General features: G+C 53.8%; 18 protein-coding genes and 1 pseudogene. All 19 read right to left on the minus strand.

Annotation, left to right across the window (positions count from 1 at the left end; all coding sequences use genetic code 11):
• Window positions 1–99: 99 nt before the first annotated feature.
• Window positions 100–1,047, minus strand: coding sequence for a chemotaxis protein (locus tag QOY30_RS14720; protein ID WP_283745371.1), 948 nt, complete (start codon window positions 1,045–1,047; stop codon window positions 100–102).
• Between the two features lie 13 nt (window positions 1,048–1,060).
• Window positions 1,061–2,002 (minus strand): chemotaxis protein, encoded by a 942-nt coding sequence (locus QOY30_RS14725; RefSeq protein WP_283745372.1) that lies wholly within the window; start codon window positions 2,000–2,002, stop codon window positions 1,061–1,063.
• A gap of 48 nt (window positions 2,003–2,050) precedes the next feature.
• Window positions 2,051–4,129 carry a methyl-accepting chemotaxis protein gene (locus QOY30_RS14730; RefSeq protein WP_283745373.1) on the minus strand — a complete coding sequence of 693 codons (2,079 nt, stop codon included), beginning with the start codon at window positions 4,127–4,129 and terminating at the stop codon, window positions 2,051–2,053.
• Between the two features lie 119 nt (window positions 4,130–4,248).
• The gene (locus QOY30_RS14735) at window positions 4,249–5,880 is read right to left on the minus strand and encodes a methyl-accepting chemotaxis protein (RefSeq protein WP_283745374.1); all 1,632 of its coding nucleotides are present in this window, start codon (window positions 5,878–5,880) and stop codon (window positions 4,249–4,251) included.
• A gap of 42 nt (window positions 5,881–5,922) precedes the next feature.
• Window positions 5,923–6,969: a methyl-accepting chemotaxis protein gene (locus tag QOY30_RS14740; RefSeq protein ID WP_283745375.1), complete on the minus strand. Its 1,047-nt coding sequence runs from the start codon at window positions 6,967–6,969 to the stop codon at window positions 5,923–5,925.
• Between the two features lie 73 nt (window positions 6,970–7,042).
• Window positions 7,043–8,080, minus strand: coding sequence for a flagellar motor protein MotB (gene motB, locus QOY30_RS14745; protein ID WP_283745376.1), 1,038 nt, complete (start codon window positions 8,078–8,080; stop codon window positions 7,043–7,045).
• A gap of 37 nt (window positions 8,081–8,117) precedes the next feature.
• Window positions 8,118–8,972 carry a flagellar motor stator protein MotA gene (motA, locus tag QOY30_RS14750; protein ID WP_283745377.1) on the minus strand — a complete coding sequence of 285 codons (855 nt, stop codon included), beginning with the start codon at window positions 8,970–8,972 and terminating at the stop codon, window positions 8,118–8,120.
• A 189-nt stretch (window positions 8,973–9,161) separates the two neighbouring features.
• Window positions 9,162–9,704 (minus strand): flagellar transcriptional regulator FlhC, encoded by a 543-nt coding sequence (flhC, locus tag QOY30_RS14755; protein WP_283745378.1) that lies wholly within the window; start codon window positions 9,702–9,704, stop codon window positions 9,162–9,164.
• A gap of 17 nt (window positions 9,705–9,721) precedes the next feature.
• On the minus strand, window positions 9,722–10,042 hold the full coding sequence (gene flhD / locus QOY30_RS14760; RefSeq protein ID WP_283745379.1) for a flagellar transcriptional regulator FlhD: 321 nt from the start codon (window positions 10,040–10,042) through the stop codon (window positions 9,722–9,724).
• A 315-nt stretch (window positions 10,043–10,357) separates the two neighbouring features.
• A complete protein-coding gene (locus tag QOY30_RS14765) occupies window positions 10,358–12,007 on the minus strand; it encodes a tetratricopeptide repeat protein (RefSeq protein WP_283745380.1) in 1,650 nt (549 codons plus the stop codon).
• Window positions 12,008–12,068: 61 nt separating this feature from the next.
• Window positions 12,069–12,536, minus strand: coding sequence for a hypothetical protein (locus QOY30_RS14770; RefSeq protein WP_502958716.1), 468 nt, complete (start codon window positions 12,534–12,536; stop codon window positions 12,069–12,071).
• A 24-nt stretch (window positions 12,537–12,560) separates the two neighbouring features.
• Window positions 12,561–12,674, minus strand: a pseudogene (locus QOY30_RS18160) (pilin); the annotation flags it as partial.
• Window positions 12,675–12,913: 239 nt separating this feature from the next.
• Window positions 12,914–14,503, minus strand: a complete 1,590-nt coding sequence (locus QOY30_RS14775; protein ID WP_283745382.1) for an HD family phosphohydrolase — start codon at window positions 14,501–14,503, stop codon at window positions 12,914–12,916.
• Window positions 14,504–14,534: 31 nt separating this feature from the next.
• A complete protein-coding gene (locus QOY30_RS14780; protein WP_283745383.1) occupies window positions 14,535–16,925 on the minus strand; it encodes a GspE/PulE family protein in 2,391 nt (796 codons plus the stop codon).
• A 26-nt stretch (window positions 16,926–16,951) separates the two neighbouring features.
• Window positions 16,952–18,031 carry a cyclic nucleotide-binding domain-containing protein gene (locus QOY30_RS14785; protein WP_283745384.1) on the minus strand — a complete coding sequence of 360 codons (1,080 nt, stop codon included), beginning with the start codon at window positions 18,029–18,031 and terminating at the stop codon, window positions 16,952–16,954.
• Between the two features lie 15 nt (window positions 18,032–18,046).
• Window positions 18,047–18,811 (minus strand): MBL fold metallo-hydrolase, encoded by a 765-nt coding sequence (locus tag QOY30_RS14790; protein WP_283745385.1) that lies wholly within the window; start codon window positions 18,809–18,811, stop codon window positions 18,047–18,049.
• A gap of 31 nt (window positions 18,812–18,842) precedes the next feature.
• On the minus strand, window positions 18,843–21,074 hold the full coding sequence (locus QOY30_RS14795; protein WP_283745386.1) for a CHASE2 domain-containing protein: 2,232 nt from the start codon (window positions 21,072–21,074) through the stop codon (window positions 18,843–18,845).
• Window positions 21,075–21,129: 55 nt separating this feature from the next.
• Window positions 21,130–21,870: an FHA domain-containing protein gene (locus QOY30_RS14800; protein WP_283745387.1), complete on the minus strand. Its 741-nt coding sequence runs from the start codon at window positions 21,868–21,870 to the stop codon at window positions 21,130–21,132.
• A 32-nt stretch (window positions 21,871–21,902) separates the two neighbouring features.
• Window positions 21,903–22,727 (minus strand): Stp1/IreP family PP2C-type Ser/Thr phosphatase, encoded by an 825-nt coding sequence (locus QOY30_RS14805; protein ID WP_283745388.1) that lies wholly within the window; start codon window positions 22,725–22,727, stop codon window positions 21,903–21,905.
• Between the last annotated feature and the right edge of the window lie 3 nt (window positions 22,728–22,730).

Raw genomic sequence — 22,730 nt, forward strand, 5'->3', positions numbered from 1 at the left:
CTCCTAAATTCAGGATACGGGATTCTGGATACCGGATTCAGCAATGCTCGGCGCGCTGCATTTCCCGAATCCCGTATCCCGCGTCCTGTACCCTCGCTCCTAAGTCAATAACGGGCGCAGCGTTGACGACAGTACGATCGAATCGAACTTCGATACGTAATAATCCACCCCGACACGTTTGCCCATGGCCCGGTTCGCATCCGACGACAAGGACGAATGCATCACCACAGGAATGTCGTCAAAACGGCTATCGCCCTTGATGTGCTGGGTCAACACATAGCCGTCCATCTCCGGCATTTCCGCGTCGGTGAGAATGGCCTGTATCTGGTCGTGCAGATTAACGCCCGCGCTCTGTGCGGCATCCGCCATGGCTTTCAGCCTGTCCCAGGCTTCGCGCCCGTTGTTCGATTGCACATGCTTGACACCCATTTTTTCCAGCACTTCGATGATCTTGCGGCGCGCCACCAGCGAATCGTCGGCAAAGAAGACGCACAGTTCATGCTCCGACTCGATCCTTTCGACATTGCCGACCACTGCCTCGCCGAAGGCATCGGCCAGTATCTGTTCGACATCCAGAATGGACACCAGCGAGCCGTCTTCCAGTTCCGTGATGGCAGTGATGAGCGCACCCTTGTCCGAAAGCATGCCTTCGGTCGGATGAACCTTGTCCCAATCGACGCGAATGATACGGTCGACACCCTCAACCAGGAACCCCAGAATATGGCGGTTGAATTCGGCGACCAGCATGGTCTCATGCTTGATCTCGGGGTTCATGCCCATGAAGTTGGCCAAGTTCAATACCGGCATCACATGGCCGCGCAGGCTGATGATACCGTCCACCCCGCCCGGCATGTTCGGCGTGCGGGTGACCTTGCCGATCTGGCACACTTCCTTGACCTTGAACACATTGATGCCGAACTTCTCGTTGCTGCCCAGGCTGAACAGCAGGATTTCCATCTTGTTGGTTCCCGCCAGATTGGTGCGGGCATCGATATGCTCCAGCATCCCGTCGTTACCCGAACTCAACATGTCTTGTGCGTAAGTCATCTTCAGCTCCTCCTTAAGCCAACAGCCGGGTTAACGTCTGCGCCAGTTTCTGTGGCTCGAACTTCGGCACATATTCATCCACACCCACCGCTTTGCCTAGCTGCTGGTTGGAAGTACTGGACAAGGACGAATGCATCAATACCGGGATACCGGCAAAACGCTTGTCCGATTTGATCTTGCGCGTCAGCATGTATCCGTCCATCTCCGGCATCTCGACGTCGGTCAAAATGACCTGCACCAGATCCTTCATCGAAGTATGGGAGGCGGCAGCATAATCGGCCATTTTCGACAGTTCGATCCATGCCTGGCGCCCGTTGATGGCGGCGATGGATTTGACCCCCATCGCATCCAGCGTCCGCTGGATCTGATGCCTTGCCACGGATGAGTCGTCGGCGTAGAACACCGTGCGATCCTTGCCTATCGGCTTCACGCTCTTGAATATCATCTCGTCTTCGTCAAAATGCCCCGTCTCGGACAGTACCTTTTCAACGTCCATCATCATCACCAGCCGGCCATCCTTCAGTTCGGTGATCGCTGTCACCAGACCGCCCATTTGGGCCACCAGCATCGCCGGCGGCACGCGCATCGCCGACCAGTCCAGGCGCAGGATGTTGTCCACCCCCTTGACCAGGAATCCCTGCGTGTGGCCGTTGTACTCGGTGACGATCATGATGTCGGCCTTCTCGTCCGTCTCGATACCCGCGTATTTCGCCAAGTCGATCACCGGCACCAGTGCACCGCGCAGGCTGACCATACCTTCCACTGCGTCCGGCATTTCCGGCGCACGGGTGATCGGCGGGATGCGCATCACTTCGCGCACCTTGAACACGTTGATGCCGTAGGTCTCCTCGCGCCCGGTACGCTTGTCCAACCCGAGCGTGAACATCAGGATCTCCAGCTTGTTGGTGCCCGCCAGCTTGGTTCGGGCATCGATGTTCTTTAACAGGTCAGACATGTATCTCTCCTCCGGATGGCCGGGACAGATGTCCCTGCCCCCCTGATTTCATTTGCCAACAGCACATTTGGTTAACGGATATCCCGCCTTACTCAGTTCATCGGCAGATTTTGCCAATTCTTCAGCGGCAGATTTGGCATCTTGTACAGAGTGGGTATTATTGTCCACCAACCCGGCGATGCGTTCCAGACTCTGAGCCACGCTTTCACCCGCCGCAGACTGCTCCTTGGAAGCAGTGGCGATATGATCGACCCGCCCGGAAACATTTTGCGTGGCGCTCATGATCTGCTTCAAACCTTCGCCGTTCCGGCGTATCAGCGTGATGCCGCCTTCGACCTCTGTCACCGCGGTCTGCATCGATTTCACCGCCGAATCGGAAACCGCATTGATCTCGGCGATAGTTTGGGCGATATCCTTGGTACTGGCCGTTGTACGTTCCGCCAACTTGCGCACTTCGTCTGCCACCACCGCAAAACCGCGTCCCTGCTCACCGGCGCGAGCCGCTTCGATAGCCGCGTTCAAAGCCAGCAAGTTGGTTTGGTCGGCAATCTCCTTGATCGTGTTGGCGATCGCACCGATACGCCGGATGGACTCACCCAGGTCGACGATGATTTTGCTGGATGACTGGACGGTGTTTGCCACCTTCCCGGTCGCCACGATGCTAAGTTCCATGTTGCGGCTGTTTTCATCTACGATCAGGCGCATCGTTTTGACGTCGCCAAGCGAATCTGCCGCCATATTGGCCACTTCGGCAACAGACTGGCTGAACTGCTCCATGGTAGCAGCGATCTGCTGAATATGGTCCTGTTCGGTCATCGCATTGTTCGCTACTCCGTTCACCTTTTCATCCACACCCTTGATGTGTTCCCGCATATTTTTCACCGAAGAAACAATTTCATCCATCATGGTGCGCAAGTAGGACTGCATGGTCTGTATCTCGCATAACAGCATACCCATCTCGTCCCGGGTGGAAATATCCAACTCGTTATCCAGATTGCCTTCCATGATGTGCTTGAATTCCGCCCTGACCATATCGGCCGGCTGGCGCACATAGCGCTTTACGCAAAAACCGATAAAGAAAAACAGGAACACATGCAATGCGACCTGGCCCGCAATGGTCTGCAATTCCATATGGTGGATACGGTCGTAATCCGGTTTTAAGTCAATCACCACATCCGATGCACCGAGAATCGTGCCCTCCTGGGCCTGATGGCAACCGCTGCAATCGGTACCGTGAAAATTCTTGCTCGCCATGTAGGGAGTGATGACCCGCAGGAATTGGGCGCCCTGCTCGTCTTTGCCGAATATCGCAACGGGTTTCCGGGTATCGAGTGCCTGGCGCTGAGCATCGTCCTCGACCCGCTCTTGCGGCAGCCCCGCCCCATAAAGATCGATCACCGGTTTGGCGCGCAATATCTTCGCCGACTTGATGTTCACGCCCGAGCCAAACTTGCGGATGAGAAGTTCACGGTTGCTGACTTCTCCGATCTGCCCCGTCACCATCAACATGTTGAAGCCGTCAATGATCTCGTCGGCGATCTGCGCACCTTTCTCCTCTGCCTGCGTCTTCGATTCTTCGCGCATATTATCGGAAACGAAAAGTTGCGCCGCAGACAACATGATCAACAGCGTCGTCTGGATCAGAAACTGCAACTTGGAAATCAGCGACCAATTCTTGAATTTGTATCGCTCGTATCTGGAAACGACCTGGGCGCCGGTCTGGTTCAGCTCACGATACAATGTCTCCGCTTCGGCCACCTGCCCGCGGCTCGGCGCCCTGCGTATCGATACATATCCCGTGATCTTGCCTTGCTCGACAAAAGGAGCAACGGTGGCACGTACCCAGTAATGGTCCCCGTTTTTGCAGCGGTTCTTGACTACACCGCGCCAAGGTCTACCCGCTTTAACCTCATCCCACAACCACTTGAAAGCTTGCGGCGGCATGTCGGGATGACGCACGATGTTGTGGCTTTTGCCGAGCAACTCCTCGCGCGAATAGCCGGAGATGTTCACGAACGCTTCGTTGCAATAGGTGATGATGCCCTTGGTATCGGTCTTCGAGACCAATACTATCCCCGCCGGGAACGGCACTTCCTTTTGCGACAAATAAGCGTTCTTGTTTTGCAAATTTCCTCCCAGGATTGGAGTCTAAATCTCAATTTGACCGGCTGCTCTTTGCAGCTCTCATGTAACCTTATTCAGCTGCACAATATCCAGCGAAAGGGTATCAGACCCGAATCTCTTTTTTATACTTTGAATCGTACAACGGCACGCTGCAGCTCGACACCCATGCGTTCCAAATCGCTAATATCATGTGTCGTTTGTTCGATGGCCGCATGATTTTTCTCGGCCATTCTGGCAATCTGTTCGATATGGTGAGTGATCTCGTTGCTTGCAACACCTTGCTCACCTACAGATACGGCGATCTCGCCGATCCCCACGTTCGACTCCTTCACGGCCGCACCGGCCTCGTTCAACACTGCGGCCATCAATTCGACATGCTTGTGCGTGGTTTGCAGGGACTGCACGCCGGATGCAATGGCTTGCTCCACGCGCAACGATTTCTCATCCAGCTTGCTGGTTACCATGTCTATTTCGCTGGCCGATTGCGCGGATTTTTCCGCCAGCTTGCGCACTTCGTCCGCCACCACGGCGAAGCCGCGACCCTGCTCGCCGGCACGGGCCGCTTCGATGGCGGCATTCAATGCCAGCAAATTGGTCTGGTTGGCAATGTCTTTCACTTGCTGCGTCATGCTGGCAATGGTGCGCGCACTTTCGACAAACTCGCTGGCAGCCGATGCGATCTGTTGCACTGCATTTTCGATGCTTTGTATCTCATGCACCATCTCGTCTACGCTGCGATTGCCCTGCTCGGTCTGCTGCAGACTTTTTTCCGACAGCCCTCGTACTTCATTGGTGTTCTCGGCGACCGAATTGATACTCACCGTAACCGCCTCCACTGCCGCAGCGGTAGATGAAACCGCATCGCTTTGCGCGCGCGAACCGTCTGCCACTTCCGTTGAAGTTGCGGCGATGTGGCTGGTGGTCTTGTTGATCTTGTCCACGCCGTCCAGCACTTGCCGGATGATGGCGGAAAAACTATCGATCAGGGCATTGAACGCCACGGCAGTCTGGCCGACCTCATCCTTGCTGTGGACCGAGACGCGCCGGGACAAATCGCCGTCGGTCTGCATCGCCAGCATGATTTGCTGCAATTCCCGCGTCGGGCGCGTCACCTGATTAATCAGCCAGCCAATGACGAAGAACAATACCAACTGTACCAGGGCCTGTCCGATCCACAACATCGCACTGGCTTTGTTCATCGCCTCGTATTCGCCGGTCATATCCAGGCTCACGGTCACTGCACCCATCACAGCACCGTCCTCCACCGTATGGCATTGCAGGCAGTTTGTTCCGGTACCGCGGAAGTCTTTTGAAGCGATGATCGGTTGAACCACGCGCAAGATACGCTTGCCGTCTCTTTCGGTAATTTCATTTTGCTGCATACCACTACTCAATGCCACACGATCCAGCTCGTCTTTGGCCTGTTCCTCGGTCACGCCCGGACCGAACTGAGTCTGTACCGGATTGCCGCGTATGACGCGCAAGTCTTCCGCTTTGCTGGATGCAGCCATCTTCTTGACGAACAGTTTCCGCTGTTCGACATCCGATATAGTCCCGTTCAACATCATCATGTTCAGGCCGTTGAATACGCCGTCCGCCGGTATCACCGCACGATTCCTGGCGTCTTCCAGCACGCGCATTTCATAACGATCGAATGCCCAGCGTTGGGCGGCAATCATCACTACCAGCAGAATCAGCTGGATGGGAATCTGCAATTTATTCTTGATCGAGAGACTGCTCCACCATTCGCTCATTTTGTTTACCTATTCAGCCTGATCTTCCGTTAGCGGTGTCCATCAAACCTTGAAATGTCCGATGGTCATGTTCAAATTTGCAGCCAGCGCTTCCATCGATTTCACGGCATTGACGGTGCGCTTGACTATCTCGTTGCTACTGCCGGCCATGTTGGCGATCTGGTCAACGTTGCTGGTGATCTCCCGGCTAGCATCGCGCTGTTCGTTGATCGAGCCGGAAATATTCGCTTGGCCGCTGTTCACACCGTCTACGGACGTATTGGCTTCGACCAGAACGGCCGCAACCTCCCTGATGTGCGCCTGGCTGCCTTGCAAGGCAGCCAGGCCCCGTTGTACGGTTTTTTCAACCCGTCCCGACTGCGCGCCAAGTTCCTGGGTTACTTCATCGATCTGCAGCGCGGATTGCGCGGATTTCTTCGCCAGCTTGCGCACCTCGTCGGCGACCACTGCGAAGCCGCGACCTTGATTGCCCGCTCGTGCCACCTCAATCGCCGCATTCAACGCCAGCAAATTGGTCTGCTCTGCGATCTCGCGCACTTGCTGCGTCATATTGGTATTGCTCTGGGTGTTGTTGACGAACTTGCCCACATCGGTGGCAATCTCCTGCACCGAGCTTCCCACGCACTCCAGTTCCTGCATCATCTCTTGCAGGCTTTGCTGCCACCGGTTGGCGCGCTCCACCACGGCACATTCGTCACTGGTATCCAGCATGATACTGGCCGCACCGTTCACCGAGCCTGCCGGCCCTGTATGGGACATCAGGCGGTTTGTGCCCCGAAACTCTTTACTGGCGATGAAAGGAACGACCACGCGCAATGCATGCATTCCGTTCTTTTCCAGAAATTCTTTTTGCTGCCTTGCGGAAGAAAGTGCCAGCCGATCCTGATCGTCCGCCGGTAGCTCGGATGACATGCCGAGGCCGAATTGATCTTGTACCGGCTTGTTGCGGATGAATCGCAACTCCAGCACTTGCTCCTCGAACTTGCCTGGCGCTGTCACTTGCGCCATAGTCAAAACAACTATCAGGATAAGCTGGATAGGAATCTGTAGCTTGTTCTTTAGTGAAAGCCTGCTCCACCACTTGTTCATTTCATTACCCTGGCTTCCCTACTCTAGTTATATGCATGCCATATATTCCATAGCGGCCAGTGGTTATTATTCTTTAGTGTAGGACAGACGGCTGGGCTGAATTAACAGCAGATTCCGGCAAACCTTGCGCGGCCGCAGCCGCTGATGCCGAGGCAGTACCCGTCACACCGGATGCCGCATCTGGTTGCAAGGCATCGAGTGGATCCCCCGTTTCCGCATCGATATCAACGCTGCCACCGTCTTTCAGGGCGGCTTCTTCTGCTTTTTTGTTCATCACGATGATGCTGATGCGGCGATTGATGGGATTGAGCGGTTGTGCTTTGTCGAACAGTACGGCCGACGACAGGCCGACCACGCGCACGATCTTGTCATCGGCCAGACCGCCTTTGATCAGTTCGCGGCGCGAAGCATTGCCGCGATCGGCCGACAACTCCCAGTTGCTGTACCGGCCGTCCGCAGTCACATATGGCTGTGCATCGGTATGCCCGGACAGGCTGACCTTGTTCGGCATTTCGTTAAGCACATTGCCGATCGCACGCAAGATGTCCTTGGTATAGGGTTCCAATTCGGCGCTGCCGCTCTTGAACATGGGGCGATTTTTTTCGTCCACAATTTGAACACGCAGGCCTTCGGAGGTCAGGTCGAGCAGGATCTGGTCCTTGAATTTCTTCAGCTTGGAATCCGCATCGATCATTTTTTCAAGGTTGGCTTTCAGATCCTTGAGTTTTTCGAGCTCCTTTTTACGCTCCAGGCGCAGAAATTCTTCACGCGTCGCCTTGAGGTTGATGATCTTTTTTTCCGGTGGCAACTCGCCCGATTTGACTTGCCCCACGCTGCGCGTGAGGTCCTGCCCGCCGCCCTTAATGATGCTGGAACTATCGCCGCTCCCTGTTCCGCCCATCAATGCCACTTTCAGTGGCGTTTTGAAGTATTCGGAAATACCGTTGAGATCGCCCTTGGCAGTCGATCCCAGCAGCCACATCAGCAGGAAGAACGCCATCATCGCCGTCACGAAGTCGGCATAAGCAATCTTCCACGCACCGCCATGATGACCGCCTGCCACCTTTTTGATGCGCTTGATGACGATGGGTCTTTTGTCTTCGTTCGCCATGATTCGGTTCTATCGACTTTATTGTTATTGTTAACGATTAGCGTTTCTGTTTGACATGATCTTCCAGTTCGTTGAACCCGGGGCGTTCGGTCGAGTTCAGCGCCTTGCGGCCAAATTCCACTGCCATAGCTGGTGCGTAGCCATTCAAATTGGCTAGCAAAACAAGCTTGATGGCCTGCAACATCTTGCTGCCCTCTTCGGCCTTTTGCTCCAGCAGACCGGCCAGCGGACCGACGAAACCATATGCCAGCAAAATCCCGAGGAAAGTTCCCACCAAGGCGTGCGCGATCAGCATGCCCAATTCGGCTGGCGGGATGCCCACCGATTCCATGGTGTGTACTACGCCCATCACTGCGGCGACGATACCGAACGCCGGCATACCGTCGCCCAGTTTGGCGATCACGTGCGACGACACCATTGATTCGTGGTGATGCGTTTCTATCTCAACATCCATCAGATTCTCGATTTCCATGGCATTCAAATTACCGCTGACCATAATGCGCAGGTAATCAGTCATGAATTCGACCACATGATGATCTGCAAGTATCTTTGGATACTTGGCGAACACGGGACTCTCATGCGGATTTTCGACATCACCTTCGATGGACATCAGTCCTTCTTTACGAACTTTGCCCAGCAGTTCGTACATCAGCGCCATCAGTTCCATGTAACTCTCTTTGTTGTACTTGGAACCTTTAAATACGGAAGGAATATCCTTAAACGTTGCTTTCACCGCCTTCATGGTGTTACCCACAAAGAAGGCACCCAAAGCACCGCCGCCAATCATCAACAACTCCAACGGCTGCAACAGTGCGGCCAGATGTCCGCCAGCCAGGGCAAAACCGCCAAACACAGAGCCCAAGACAACCAAATATCCAACGATCACCAGCATAATTTGCTCCCTTGAATCGACACTTTTTCCAATTTACGATGGCATCGTAGCATTTAGGTACCCTGCTTATGAATGAAACAGGGCACAAATTCGCCGGCATTTCAGCTTTTCAGCGATTCAGGACGCAACAACGCCGCTACTGCTGATGATACCTACTCGTCAGTAGTAGCGGCGCGTGATGTGATAACTTTAGGCGACTGCTGCTTCGCCTTGCGCGGCTTTTTTCGTTTTCCCGGCTCGCGAAGGAGGGCGGCAGATGCCGCAGTTGTAACTATCGCAAAGCTCGTTGGTGTGCACGACGAAATGACCGCCGCACTCTTTGCATTCCGTTAGTTGCAACATCTTTGCCTCGAAAAAACGAATCAGGAACCATGCACGGGTAATGCTCAAAACATTCTCTCCCGTGGTGACCGCCACCTGTTCAAGGTACAAGCGGTAACTTTTGATCAATGCTTCGACGCCCGAAACATTGGCATTCTTCAGCAGATAATGATGGATGCCCATGAATAAAGAGGAATGAATATTGGGCAACCAGCTCATGAACCAGTCCGTCGAGTACGGCAGCATGCCTTTGGAAGGTGATTCCCCCTTGACCTCCTTGTAGAGCCTCAACAGACGCTCCCGGCTCAGCCCCGTTTCTTCTTGCAGCAACTGGAGGCGCGCACCCAATTCAATAAGCTCGACGGATATCTGTATCTCACGCGCCTCGTTCACTACGCTCTTGTTTCGCATCGCTCCCACCCTATCGCTCAGAGAACCAACGCTTCCGCAGGTTGGCCTGACATCAGGATGGCGGCATGCGCCTGCGACATCATCCTGTCCTTGTTGTAGTCAGTGACCATATTCAGCAGCAAACGCTCGTCGAAACGGAAGCGGCACAGCAACATATTAGACGCGGCCATTTTGAGCATCTGTGCCGAAGAAAGCCCGACGAGCAGGTCGGCCAGTTCCTCGCTTACCCCGAGACGAAAAATCGCGCTGGCCTTGTCGTCGCGTATCATTTGCTGAGCCAACAGCATATAAGAGAGATTGGTTTCCTTTATTTCTTCATGCATTTGCTTCATGTTCATAGCAGTCCCCTCGCTTAAACAGTGTGATGTCTTGTTACGACGGTTGCATTCTCGGGGAGAAAATCCAAGGAAAATATCCGACGACTTCTGATTATCTTGTAGGAAAATGACTTACAAAAAAAGCAGAAGCACCCTTATTGGATATAAGGCCAATAAGGGTGCTCCTCGGGTACCAAGCTTCGCGAGGGGACGCTTTCGCTTGTACAGATAGTGTATCGGCAGGCATTTTGAAAACTTTAGGGAAATTTTTAAAAAAAGTTAAAATATTTTCAATTTCACTTAAGTATTTGTTTGTATATTATTTTTAATGTCAGCTTATTCCTTGCCCCCTTGATGAGCTGAAATCAGCAAACAGGCCGCGAAATTATTTAATTTGCAACTTTGTTCCAATTTTTTAGTGGCTTCTTCATTGCGATGTAAATGTTTTAACGCTATACCTTCGGCAAAATAGGCTCGCCCATCATTCGGTTGAATCGAAATCGCAGCCTCGAATTGATCCACCGCCTCCTGATAACGCCCGGCTTCGCTGTATGCCATTCCCAAGTTGTAGCGAACCGGCTCAAGCTGAGGGCTGATCGCCACGGAACGCTCAAAGTCCCTGGCAGCTTCTTCCCATTTCTGTTCTTCCATCAAACCCTGACCACGGTTAAAAAATATTCGGTCTGCGCCCGCCATTGATTCATTCTTCAACAACAACGCCGCATCGTTCCATAAGCGAAATTTGTCGCCGAACACCCATAAGCGATTCCATGCCAAGGCGATAAACAGAATTGCCACACAGCCCAGAACCAGAATCAGAATTGCTCTTCGTTGCTGAAGCTGTAATAGCAACAAAGGAATCAACAGCGCCAGCCCCGGCATCCACAAGTAGCTGCGATAAAGTACAAAGGGCTCCTGCACGCGAATCCCGACAAGTTCCACACCGAACTGCAACCAGGGATAGAGCAAAGCGAATCCAATCAATCCCTTCGTGCCGCCACGCAACAACAAGCGAAACGCTGTCACACCGTAGACAATGAATGCGAAAAATCCGACCCAGGCGCTCCAGTCAGCCCAACTGGCAATGAAAGGCTCGCGCATATCCACCGACATCCATGACACATTGGGCAGCAACCACAACAACAGGTATTTGAAGAACAGTCCTGCCTGTGTCAATACGCTCAGCAGATGCAACATGGGCGTTCCCGCCAATACGCCCTGCTGTTCGAACAATTCCGCCGCCATCGGTTCGTAAGGCGCACCGAATATGCCGCGCGCTCTCAGGGTTACCAACACAGCCACAAGCAAGAACGCACTCCACGTTACCCATAACACACGTTTTGAAGCGATATTTCTTTCACCCAGCAACGGGGTAAGTGCTGCCAATACCAAAGGCGTCAGCACGCTGTGTTCTTTTGAAAAAACCGCAAGGAAATAACACAACACCGCCAGCACGAGCCAGCGCATCTGCCCTGTCAGCAAGCCGCGCAAATATGCCATCTGCGTCAGCAAGGCGAACAATGTCGCCATCAGGATGCTGCGCTGCACCACATAACCCACCGCGTAGACTGCGACAGGATGCAGCGCAAAGAGCAGCGCACCCAGCCAGGCGCCCCAAATCATCATTGATGACTCATGGCGATCGGGAAACACGGCGCAGATCAGTTGACGCAGCAGGTAGAACAATAAAATGACATTTGCCGCATGCAGCAGCAAATTGCCCAGATGAAATAAATGCGGCACTACATCGCTGAAGAGTGCAGCCGTCCAGCCTAATGTGGCGTAAGGAAACCAGCGCAAATCGAAATGGAATCCGGCCTGGGCATAATGTCCGGGTATGCCATTCATGAAAAAAGTCAGGTCATCGAAAAAAAACGGGTTACCGAGAAACGGCAGGTAAACAAGGCATACCGTCGCCAGCAATGAAAGCAACCACGCCCGGTCGCGATTCCGGAAATAATCAAACAAGGTTGTACGCTTTAACATGGATCGTTTCCACAAAAAACAAACCCCTCCGAAGAGGGGTTTGCGTGCAACATAGTACAACTTACGCCGAGGTTGCGGTGCAAGCAACACCTGCATTGTTGAAGTACTTGGTCAGAATCGGATCAATGGTACCCCCAGTTAAGGAACATGCGTAATGCCATACTATCGCTGTGCCAACAACGGACGTACCTGCAGCAGTAGCGGGCGGAGGTCCACCGGCAGGAACTCCAATTGACGGAGTAATGGTAATTTTGGCGCCGTCAATCGTACCTGCTTTGATCTTGCCAGTCGCAATGGTCAGGGTCAAAGCAAAGGAGTCCCCCAGCGCATTGGTATTGTAATCAAGAGCCGACACTTCCGGAGGCAGCGTGGGAAACGTACTCAAACCTATTGATGTCCAAACATCCGTAGCTCCAACTGCTTCGGTTGTACCAGCTGTACCAGGATTCGTTACCTGAGTGGCTGTACCAAGAGGAAAGCTTCCATTTTCCTGGTAGTACATCGCCAGCGCCAACTTAATCGAGTCCATCGTCGATTGCACTTTGGACAGCTTGGCCTTGACCACATAGTCCTGATACGCCGGAATCGCCACCGCCGCCAGAATACCAATGATCGCAACCACGATCATCAGCTCGATCAGGGTGAAACCTTTCTGAACTTGTTTCATATTGAGCTCCTTAAGAATAAATTATTGTTGCCTTTGCGGGCTACACACAAGGTGTGCGAATGGATATTAGCAGAACCCGTGCCAGATGGTAACCAATCGAAAAGCACCCTGTTTTATTGGCTTGGACGCCCAGTGCAGACCAAGCGATGCCCTGATGGCAGCGGCAGCAAACATAAAAGCGTCAGGCTGGTGACGTTTTTTGTCACTTTACGGATCCTGGTATTTCAAATATGCGGATGTCAAGGAACATATCCCGGAATCTTGCTTTCATCGACTTCGTCGATCTGTTCCGGCGTGAGAAATTGCCTAGCGTAGGCAAGATAGACCTTTTCGCGGATAAAAACGTCAAACAAGTCGGGATCGATATGACCGTTCTCCTTGAATTTGCCAAGGATTGCCAGCGATTCGGTAAGCGTTTTGCCTTCCTTGTAGGGACGATCTTTGGCGGTTAGCGCCTCGAAAATATCGGCAATACCCATGACCCGCGCCTGTATCGACATTTGTTCGCGCGTCAACCCTTTGGGGTAACCTTTGCCATCCATACGCTCGTGGTGTCCTCCCGCATATTCCGGCACATGTTTCAGGTGGTTCGGCCAGGGCAGTGCCTCCAGCATCTTGATCGTGACATCAATATGGTGATTGATTTTCTCGCGTTCTGCCGCTGTGAGCGTACCGGCGCGGATAGTGAGATTCTCGACTTCTTCCGCATTCAAGAAGTCTGCCGTATTGCCCTGGATATTGCGCCATTTGTATTGAGCGATCTGTTGCACCCGGGCTACATCGGCATCCTGCATCTTTTCCGAACCGATATTGCAGCGGCGCAGAAATTCGCGATCCGCATCAAGTTGCCGGACAGTCGCCTCAAAGTCGGCATTCGTCCTGATCCCCTTGAGCATCTCAATCTCGGCGTCGCGCTTGAGCACCTCAAAGCGCGTGTCGATCAATTGAATACGGTCAAAGATGGTCTCCAGCTTGGTGGATTTGTCCACCACATGCACCGGCGTGGTGATCTTGCCGCAGTCGTGCAGTAGCCCGGCGATCTTGAGTTCGTAACGATCCTTGTCGGTCAGGTTGAAATCCTTGAGCGCACCCTGTTTGGCCTTGTTCGCCGCTTCGGCCAGCATCATGGTCAGCGCAGGCACACGTTCGCAGTGCCCCCCGGTATAGGGAGATTTGTCGTCAATGGCGGTGTTGATGAGGTTGATCAATGACTCGAACAAATCTTCCAGCTGCTGGATCAAGCGCCGGTTGGTCAGTGCGATGGCTGCCTGCGAAGCCAAAGACTCCAGCAGATGCTGGTCGTCTTCCGAGAACGATACGATCGCCCCGCTTTCCCTGTCCTGGGCATTGATGAGTTGCAACACGCCGATGATTTCGTTCTCGTGATTTTTCATTGGCACGGCCAAAAACGAAGTGGAGCGGTAACCTGTCTTCTTGTCAAAACCTTTGGTACCGGAAAAATCGAAGCCCTCGGCGGTATAGGCATCGGCGATGTTCACCGTTACATCGTTCAGCGCCACATGCGCCACCACCATGGAATGGTTGGGCTTGCCATCCTTGTCGATCAGGTGAATGGGATAGGGCTTGATGGCATTGCCGCTGGTGCCGCCCTGCGCAATGTCCAGCGAGTTGGTACGCATGATCGAGAATTTGAGCTGCTGCTGATCCGGTTCAAGCAGATACAAGGTGCCCGCATCGGCATTGGTGATACGCTGCGCGGCAACCAAAATGGTCTCCAGCAGACGGTCGATGTCCCGTTCGCTTGAAAGTGCCACGCCGATGGCATTCAATTCTTCCAGCCGGTGCAGCAGATTTTCGCCTTGCGTCATGACTTTTCCTGATTCCGAAATGGAATAAAAGCTATTTGATACAAACGGCGCGCACTTGATGAATGTCGGTGATTCCGCTCAGGACTTTTTCAATACCGTCCTGTTTGAGGGTGCGCATCCCTTCTTCCAGCGCAAGTGCCAGTAGTTCGGCGACATGCGCGTGATCCTGAATGGCTTTTTTCACCCGATCGCTGCCAATCAGCAATTCGTGCAAACCGACACGCCCGCGATAGCCCGTGCCGGAGCATTTTTCGCAACCCACTTTTTCGTAAAGCTTGATCTGGCCTTGATCATCGCCGAACAGTTTGACCCATTCGGCATACAATGCTTTGTATGCCGTGTTAGGGTCTTTTTTCCAGGTCTCGGTGTTGCGCATTTCTTCGGCAAATTCGGTGAGCAATGATTTGATTTCATCCTGCGAAGCAATGTGCGCCTTCTTGCAGTCCTTGCACAAACGCTTGGCCAGACGTTGCGCCAGAATGCCCAGCAATGCATCTGCAAAGTTGAATGGGTCCATGCCCATATCGAGCAAACGGACAATGGACTCCGGGGCGCTGTTGGTGTGCAGGGTTGCGAATACCAGGTGGCCCGTGAGCGAGGCCTCAATGCCGGTGGAGACCGTTTCCTTGTCGCGCATTTCACCCACCATGATCACGTCCGGATCGGCACGCAGGAATGAGCGCATGATGGAAGCAAAGTCCAGTCCGGCCTTCTTGTTGACCTGCACCTGGCGCAAGCCTTTCTGCGTGATTTCCACCGGATCTTCCACCGTCCATATCTTGGTGTCCGGCGTGTTGATGTGCTTCAGGATGGAGTGCAATGTCGTCGTTTTACCCGAGCCTGTCGGCCCGCACACGAAGAACAGGCCGTAGGGTTTGCTGATGGTCTTTTTCACCAATTCAAGATTGCGTGCTGAAAAGTTCATGTTTTCCAGCGGTATCGGCTCGCCGGAAGCCAGAATACGCATCACCACATCTTCCACGCCGCCCTGCGAGGGAATGGTCGCAACGCGCAACTCGATATCCAGGGGACCGTATTTCTTGAATTTGATCTTGCCATCCTGCGGTTTGCGCTTCTCGGAGATATCGAGATCACACATAATTTTGAGGCGGGTGATCATCGCGTTGCGATAAGTGGAAGGCACTTCGATGTAGTTCAGCAGCGAACCGTCCTTGCGCAAACGTATTCCCGTCTTGCCCTTGCCCGGCTGGGGCTCGATATGGATGTCCGAGGCTCCCATCTTGTAGGCATCGATAATGATTTTGTTGACCAGCTTGACCAGTTCGTTATCCGCTGCCGCGCTGACTTCATCCTGGCTGGTGCCCGCGTCTTCCTCATCCCCGCTTCCCAACGAGGTTAGCAGGTCATCCATGCTGCCCGTATCTTCAAAACTGCCGGTGATATCGCCCACATTGGAGCCGCCGCCATAAAACTGGTCGAGCGTAGCCTTGAACTCGCGCTGCGTACAGACTTTGTAGATCAGCCTGTTCTTGGGGAAAATATTGTTGACCACCCGCGAGGCCTGTATACGTTCCGGGTCGGTGGTGAGAATAACTACGCCCTCCGGGGTATCGTCAACCGGCACCCAGTGGCTGCTTTCCACATATTCGCGCTTCAGATTGCGCAGGAGTTCGGACGGTTTAAGCCGATCTGCCTTGAGCGGCTCATAAGGCACACCGAAGAAACTGGACAACGCCTTGCCTAACGCTTCCGGCTTGACCTGAAATTCGTCCAGCAACACGTCCTCGACATCCACTCCCTTGCGCCGTGCGGTGCGCGTTGCCAATTCGAACTCTGCCGCGGACATCACCGCATCGGAAACGAGGTAGTCGTATTTTGTCTTGACCGTGTTGGCCTGTTGCTGGCGTTGCTTGAGTGCGACCGCGAGGGTTTGTGCCAGTTCGCGCACCCCCTCTTCCACCATCGACGGGAAAGGTATACCGGCCTTGTTGTTGATGACCTGCATCACCCCGATCAGCTCGTTTCCCTCCACGTCGACAATCGGCGCAACCAGCATCTGTTTGGTACGATAGCCGGTGCGCCGGTCTACATCCTGCAGGAAACGCAATGTCGTGCTGAAAGCAGCCAGTTCCTGCTCGTCGTAAACATCTTTGAGATTGAGCAACTTCTTGTGGAATGCGGCGTAACCCGCAATGCTTTGCTCGGCGATGGGCAGCTTCAGATCCTTGAACGAGTTCAGTCCGGTCTTGACCTTGGAGATCAGCGAGGCCTTGTCTTCACCCACCACGTATATGGTCAGGCGGTCGGCATTGAACAAGGTACAGATGTCCTTGCTGACATCCAGCATGATCTCGTCGATGTTGCTGGTGGCGTGGATCTTGTTGGTGACGTGGTTGAGGTTCCTGGTGAACTCCAACCGCAACCCCATCTCGTTCATATTACCTTGTACCGGACTGGCCATTCTATTTCTCCTAAACCTTTCAGCTGCTATTGTTGCTGCCGTGCCTTGGGCACAGACCACAATCCGTTCTCCAAAACATATACATCGTATCCTGCCTGCGCCAAAATGAACGCGGCGGCTGCACTGCGTCGACCGCTCTGGCAATACGCGATATACGTTGTCGCCTTGCTGAGCACCCCGATCGCATTGCGGATGTCATTGAGCGGCACATTGATTGCGCCAGGCAATTTGTCATACCGGTATTCCGGCGGATGGCGAACATCCAGCCAGATTGCGCCCTGAGCTGCTTTTTTCCTGGCATCCTCGTAACTGATGCGGTGCAACAAGGGTTCCTGCATCAATTCCATGAAGTCCTGTTTCTTCAATCGCAATAGCACCCCGTTGCTCTTCATTGTCACCGTGGCGTTGCGTTTGGAATCCGATATCAGTGCTTCTTCCCCGAATACATCGCCTGACTTGAGCTCGGCCAGCACCAGATTCGCTCCGCCAACCAAGCGCGTGACCTGGGCTCGTCCGCTCTCGATCAGGTAGTAATAGTCGCCATCATCGCCTTCGCGGATGACGACATCCTTGTCCCACACCGCGACGGCCTCGATGCAGTTAAGCAGTTTACCAATATTGGCCGATGGCAGATGCGCAAACGGACTGTTGCTCAGGTTTTCCGCGCTGAACATGCCGGAATTGAGCAATCTTTTCAGCGCCGACTCCGAGCCTTCTTTCAGCGCCAACGGCTTCGCATCATCGTGATAGGCAAACTGATCCCATGTCACCATGCGATCCAGCAAATCGTCGTTCACCCGCAACAGCTGCACGTCGCTCAGGGCATGCGCCGAACGGATGGCCGGCTGGCGCTTGCCTATAGGATGACGTGCCCATTCCGAGCCGGAACGGATGAGTACACGATTGTCATCTTCGTACACTACTTCCAGTTCACCGCGCAACAAATAGACCGACTGCCCGGCAGGCGGATGCTCACTGAACGGATCGCCACCCTGCGCCACGGTTTCCACATGACAATAGTCGAGCAGCTCGCGCAAGCGTGCCGGACTGAACGACGAGATCGGTTCCAGTGAGGCGAGTACTCTGATGTCAAGGATATCTTGCATAATATTTATTGGTCGCTAGAACTCGAACACCTGTCCGTTTTGCAGCATTTTCGGTTCAAATTTCTGTACGCACTCGCTGATTTCCTGCATCGTCAGTTCGATCTCGCCCGGCTTCAGGTGTGAGATGTATATCTTGGGATTGAGTGTAAGCTTGTTCAGCTCTGCAGCCAGCAAAGAAGGGCAAAGATGCTTGGAAATAACGGCAAGGTCCATTTCCGCGTTCGAGAACGCCGTTTCAACGATCAGATATTCCAGATTCCCAATGCGGTTGACCGCCTCCCACAAGGCATCACATGTGGTCGTGTCGCCGCTGAACACCAGGCTTTTCCCGCCGCTGTCGATCTGAAAGCCCACCGCCGGAACCACGTGATTCGCCGGCAAAGGCGTGATCTTTCGGCCACCGATTTCGACGGCCTCTCCCAAGCCGATCCGCTCGTAGCGCAGAATAGGCCGGTGCTGACTGGGTATTTCACTGAAATCCGGCCAAATCTCCCAATTGAAAACATGCTGCTTGAGGATGCTCAATGTCTCGTCGGTCGCGTGGATGACCAAAGGCTGGTCACGCATAAAACCCACACTGTCCACGAGCAGCGGCAGGCAAGCGATATGATCGAGATGCGAATGGGTCACGAAAACGTGGTCGATCACGCTCATCTCGGCCAAACTCAAATCGCCGACGCCGGTTCCGGCATCGATCAGCACATCATGATCGAGCAGCATCGAGGTGGTGCGCAAATTACCCCCGATTCCGCCGCTGCACCCCAATATTCTCAATTTCATTTTTGAGACACCCTTTTGCGTTCCTGCAGCTTTATTTCGTCTTGAAGACGAACACGCCATCCCAGTCCTCACCGGGCGGATTGTTGCGATAGTAGGCGATGCGCTCTCCGTATACCTCATACAATTTTTGCCGGGGGGCGATCTTCAACAGGTTATACAGTTGCAGTTCCGCCTTGTCCCATTCCTGCTTCCGGTAAAACCTTAACGCCTGTTGGAACAACTTGATTTCCTCAAGTACGGCGGACTCGACCTCGCCGACCAGGCCGAGCGGCTCGAAGATCGCGACCGGTTTGTCTTTTCCTTTGACGCGTACCAGATCAAGTTCGCGATAGACAAATTCCGGAGCGTCTTTTTTGGTCACCTCTCCCACCAGCACACCGGCTCCATATTCCTTGGTAATACCTTCCAAACGCGCCGCCAGGTTCACTGCATCGCCCATCACGGTATAAGCCACGCGCACTTCGGAGCCCATGTTGCCGACGCTCACACGTCCGGTGTTGATGCCCACGCCGATGGCAATCTTGGGCCAGCCGCGTTCCCTGAAATGCGGCTGCAGTTCGCTCAGTTCTCGCTGCATTTCCAGCCCGGACAACACTGCATGGTAAGCATGGCGAGTATCGGACAACGGCGCCCCCCAGAATGCCATGATACAGTCGCCCATGTATTTATCAATTGTGCCGCGATAGCTGTAAATCACGCGTGATAAGGGCGTCAGGAATTCGTTCATCAGCAGCGACAACTCCCTGGGTTCCAGCCCTTCCGAGATCGTGGTGAAGCCGCGCACGTCGGAGAACAGAATAGTCATTTCGCGGCTTTCACCCTCCATCGAAACCTGCTCCGGGTTCTTGCTCATCTCGTCCACCACTTCGCTTGGCACATACTGGCCGAACAAGCTGGTGATCTGGCGCTTGGTACGTTCCGTCGTAAAGTAACCGAAAGTCATGTTCAGCGCGAACAGCGCCAGAATCATGATCAGGCCTGCTGCCAGAGGCAAGGCAATATTGCCATATACCCACATCGAACCATTGAATATAACCACAATCAACAGCGCACCCACTGAAACCAGAATGCCCTGCATCGCACTCAGCATGGGCAGCAGGATGGCCAATACCACGCCGACCACCAGAACCAACAGCACGTTCTCGCCCAGCACGTACGGCGGATTTTGTTTGATGTTTTGATTCAGGATGCCGCTAATCATGTTGGCGTGAACTTCCACTCCCGGATACACCGCATCAACTGGAGTAGCACGCAAATCCAGCAACCCCTGGGCAGAGGTGCCGACCAGCACGATCTTGTTCTTCATATCCGCCAGGTCTACCCGATCATGCAAGACATCGGTCGCAGAAACATAATGGAACGTTCTGCTCTCTCCGCGATAAGGCACCAGCGCGCTGACCTTGTCATCTACCGGGATACGCAGATTTCCCTGCGCCGATTCCAGCGTCAGCCACTCCAGCCCGCCATAGTTCTTGTCGCTGCCGGGCGCATAACCCGGAGACAACCTGGGCATCCCCAGTGCGGCGCGCACGACCGCAAGCGACAGGGACTCGTAATACGCCCCCTCGTATTCGACGATCATCGGAATGCGCCGCACTATTCCATCGGCATCCGGAGCCTGGGTAAAGTGCCCCGCGGCGACCGCGTTTTTTTGCAGTTCAGGCAAATTTCCGCCATAGCTGTCAAATTGGAAAAAGTTGATTGGCCGTCCTTTGAAAGTATCGGGGGGAAACACCGCTTTGGGTAACACGCCGGAAATACTTCTTGCGGCGCCATTTTCGCTGTTGGAGAAGAAGTACCCCAGCACGACATTGCGGTTCTTGATCTTGTCGGCAAACAAACTGTCGTATTCGAGTTGCGGCTTAATCCGGGTCAGTACGGACTGGTACTGCGTCACGTTCTTGAGCTGATTGCGTCCCAATTCCTCCAATACTTTCAATCCTGAACTGCTGTCCTCCTCGGCAAACACGATGTCGAAGCCAATCACCGCCACTGCATAGTGATCGAATAATTTCTCCGTCAACGTTGCCATCTTGTCGCGCCCCCAAGGCCAACGACCCTCTTCTTTCAGGCTTTTTTCGTCGATGTCGAGAATGACAATACGATCGTCCCCCTTGGCAGGCAACGTCAATCGCAAGCGGTAATCGTAGAGTTTTGCGTCGATAAACTGGACGAAGCCCAAGCGGTAGAACCTGGCGGCATCGCCCATAAACAGAAGGACTAGCGACAAACCGAGCGCAATAAGAAGTGCGTGCTTCTTCACTTGCCACCCCGCCCTTTCCCCCGCCGGATTGCGCGTCGACTGATCACAGAAGTAATCAGGTCTTGAAATAGAACTCCATCTTTACCCCGGCCAGTTCGATGAGGTCATGGTCTCTCAGTTGGTGCGGTTGCTCACCTATAGACGAACCATTTACAGTGGGGAAGCTGCCACCTTCCACATGGGTAATGAAAAAACCGTGCGGACGACGTGCCAGCACCGCCACCTGCACTCCAGGCTTTCCCAATGTCGTCAGGTTCTTTACCAGTTCCAGCTCTTTGCCCGCATTGGGGCCGTTCAATATTTGCACCACCGCTGCGGGGGGTTGCGCGGCCGATGATTCTGCCGCCATACCACTGTTTGTTGCATTGAACTGTGCGGTGGCTTCAGTTTTGCGTGTCAAAGTGACATCCAGCGGGGATTTCGAAAACCCGTCCCTCGGCGACATTTTTACCGGCGCGCGCAACACCATGGTCTTCTCAAAGTCTGCCGCCGAAGTTTGCGTGGGCTGATCGTTCAGATATTTCAGTTTGTACTTGCCGATCTCGATCACGTCATTGTTCTGCAAGAAGTGTTTTTTTGTCGGCGTACCGTTGACGGCCAATCCGTTGGTGCTGTCCAGGTCTTCCAGGAAAGAATCGTTCAGGATAGTAACGATGGCCGCGTGATCACTGCTTACCGCAAGGTTGTCAATCACGATATCGTTGTGCGGCTTACGCCCTATCGTGGTGCGTTCCTTGTTCAGCGGATATTCTTTCAGCACCGCTCCGTCCATGCTGAGTATCAATTTAGCCGGCATATCATCAATCCCCGTAGTTAATTCTTGCTATCTCAATTTCCGAACCATGAATACAACTTTTGCCACCATCCGCGAGGGGCTGCGTAGCGCCCCTTTACCTTGACCAGAATGACCGACACGTTGTCGCGTCCGCCATTGTCATTGGCCAGTTGTATCAGTTGGGTTGCCGCCAAAGGCAAATTGTTTTGCAGCATCTGCAGCGTCGTCCCGATATCCTCATCCTCGACCATATCGTTCAGACCGTCGGAGCACAATAAATATATGTCACCGACTTGGACCTCATGAACATGCAATTCTGGGTCGACGTCGGCATCGATGCCGACCGCGCGGGTCACCAGATTCTTGTTCTTGGACAAGCGCGCGTCTTCCTTGCTGATCATCCCGCTGTCGATCTGCTCCTGCAACAGCGAATGATCGCGCGTAACGGATTCAAACTCATCGCCGCGCAAACGATACATGCGCGAATCGCCGACGTGCACCACTGCCACCCGATCATCGTAGAACAAAGCGGTGACGATGGTCGTGCCCATCCCGGCATATTGCGGCTGACTCTGCGCAGCGCGGAAGATAGACAGGTTGGCCTTCTTCACATTGTCGCGCAGCAAAACCACGCCCATTTCCTCGCCGGTCCCGCCCAAGTCTTCCGGGCGTGCATCCTGCAGACCATGCCGCACCTCGGTAGACAGCACCGAAACGGCGATCCCGCTCGCCACTTCGCCGGCATTATATCCGCCCATGCCGTCCGCCAGCACCACCAATCCGAGATCCGCATCGTAAGTGACGCTGTCCTCATTATGCGAGCGCACCATCCCGGGGTCGGTCTTGCTGACTATCTCAAGCGCATCATGTATATCCACGTA

The organism is Sideroxydans sp. CL21 (assembly GCF_902459525.1).
In the GTDB taxonomy this organism is placed as follows: domain Bacteria; phylum Pseudomonadota; class Gammaproteobacteria; order Burkholderiales; family Gallionellaceae; genus Sideroxyarcus.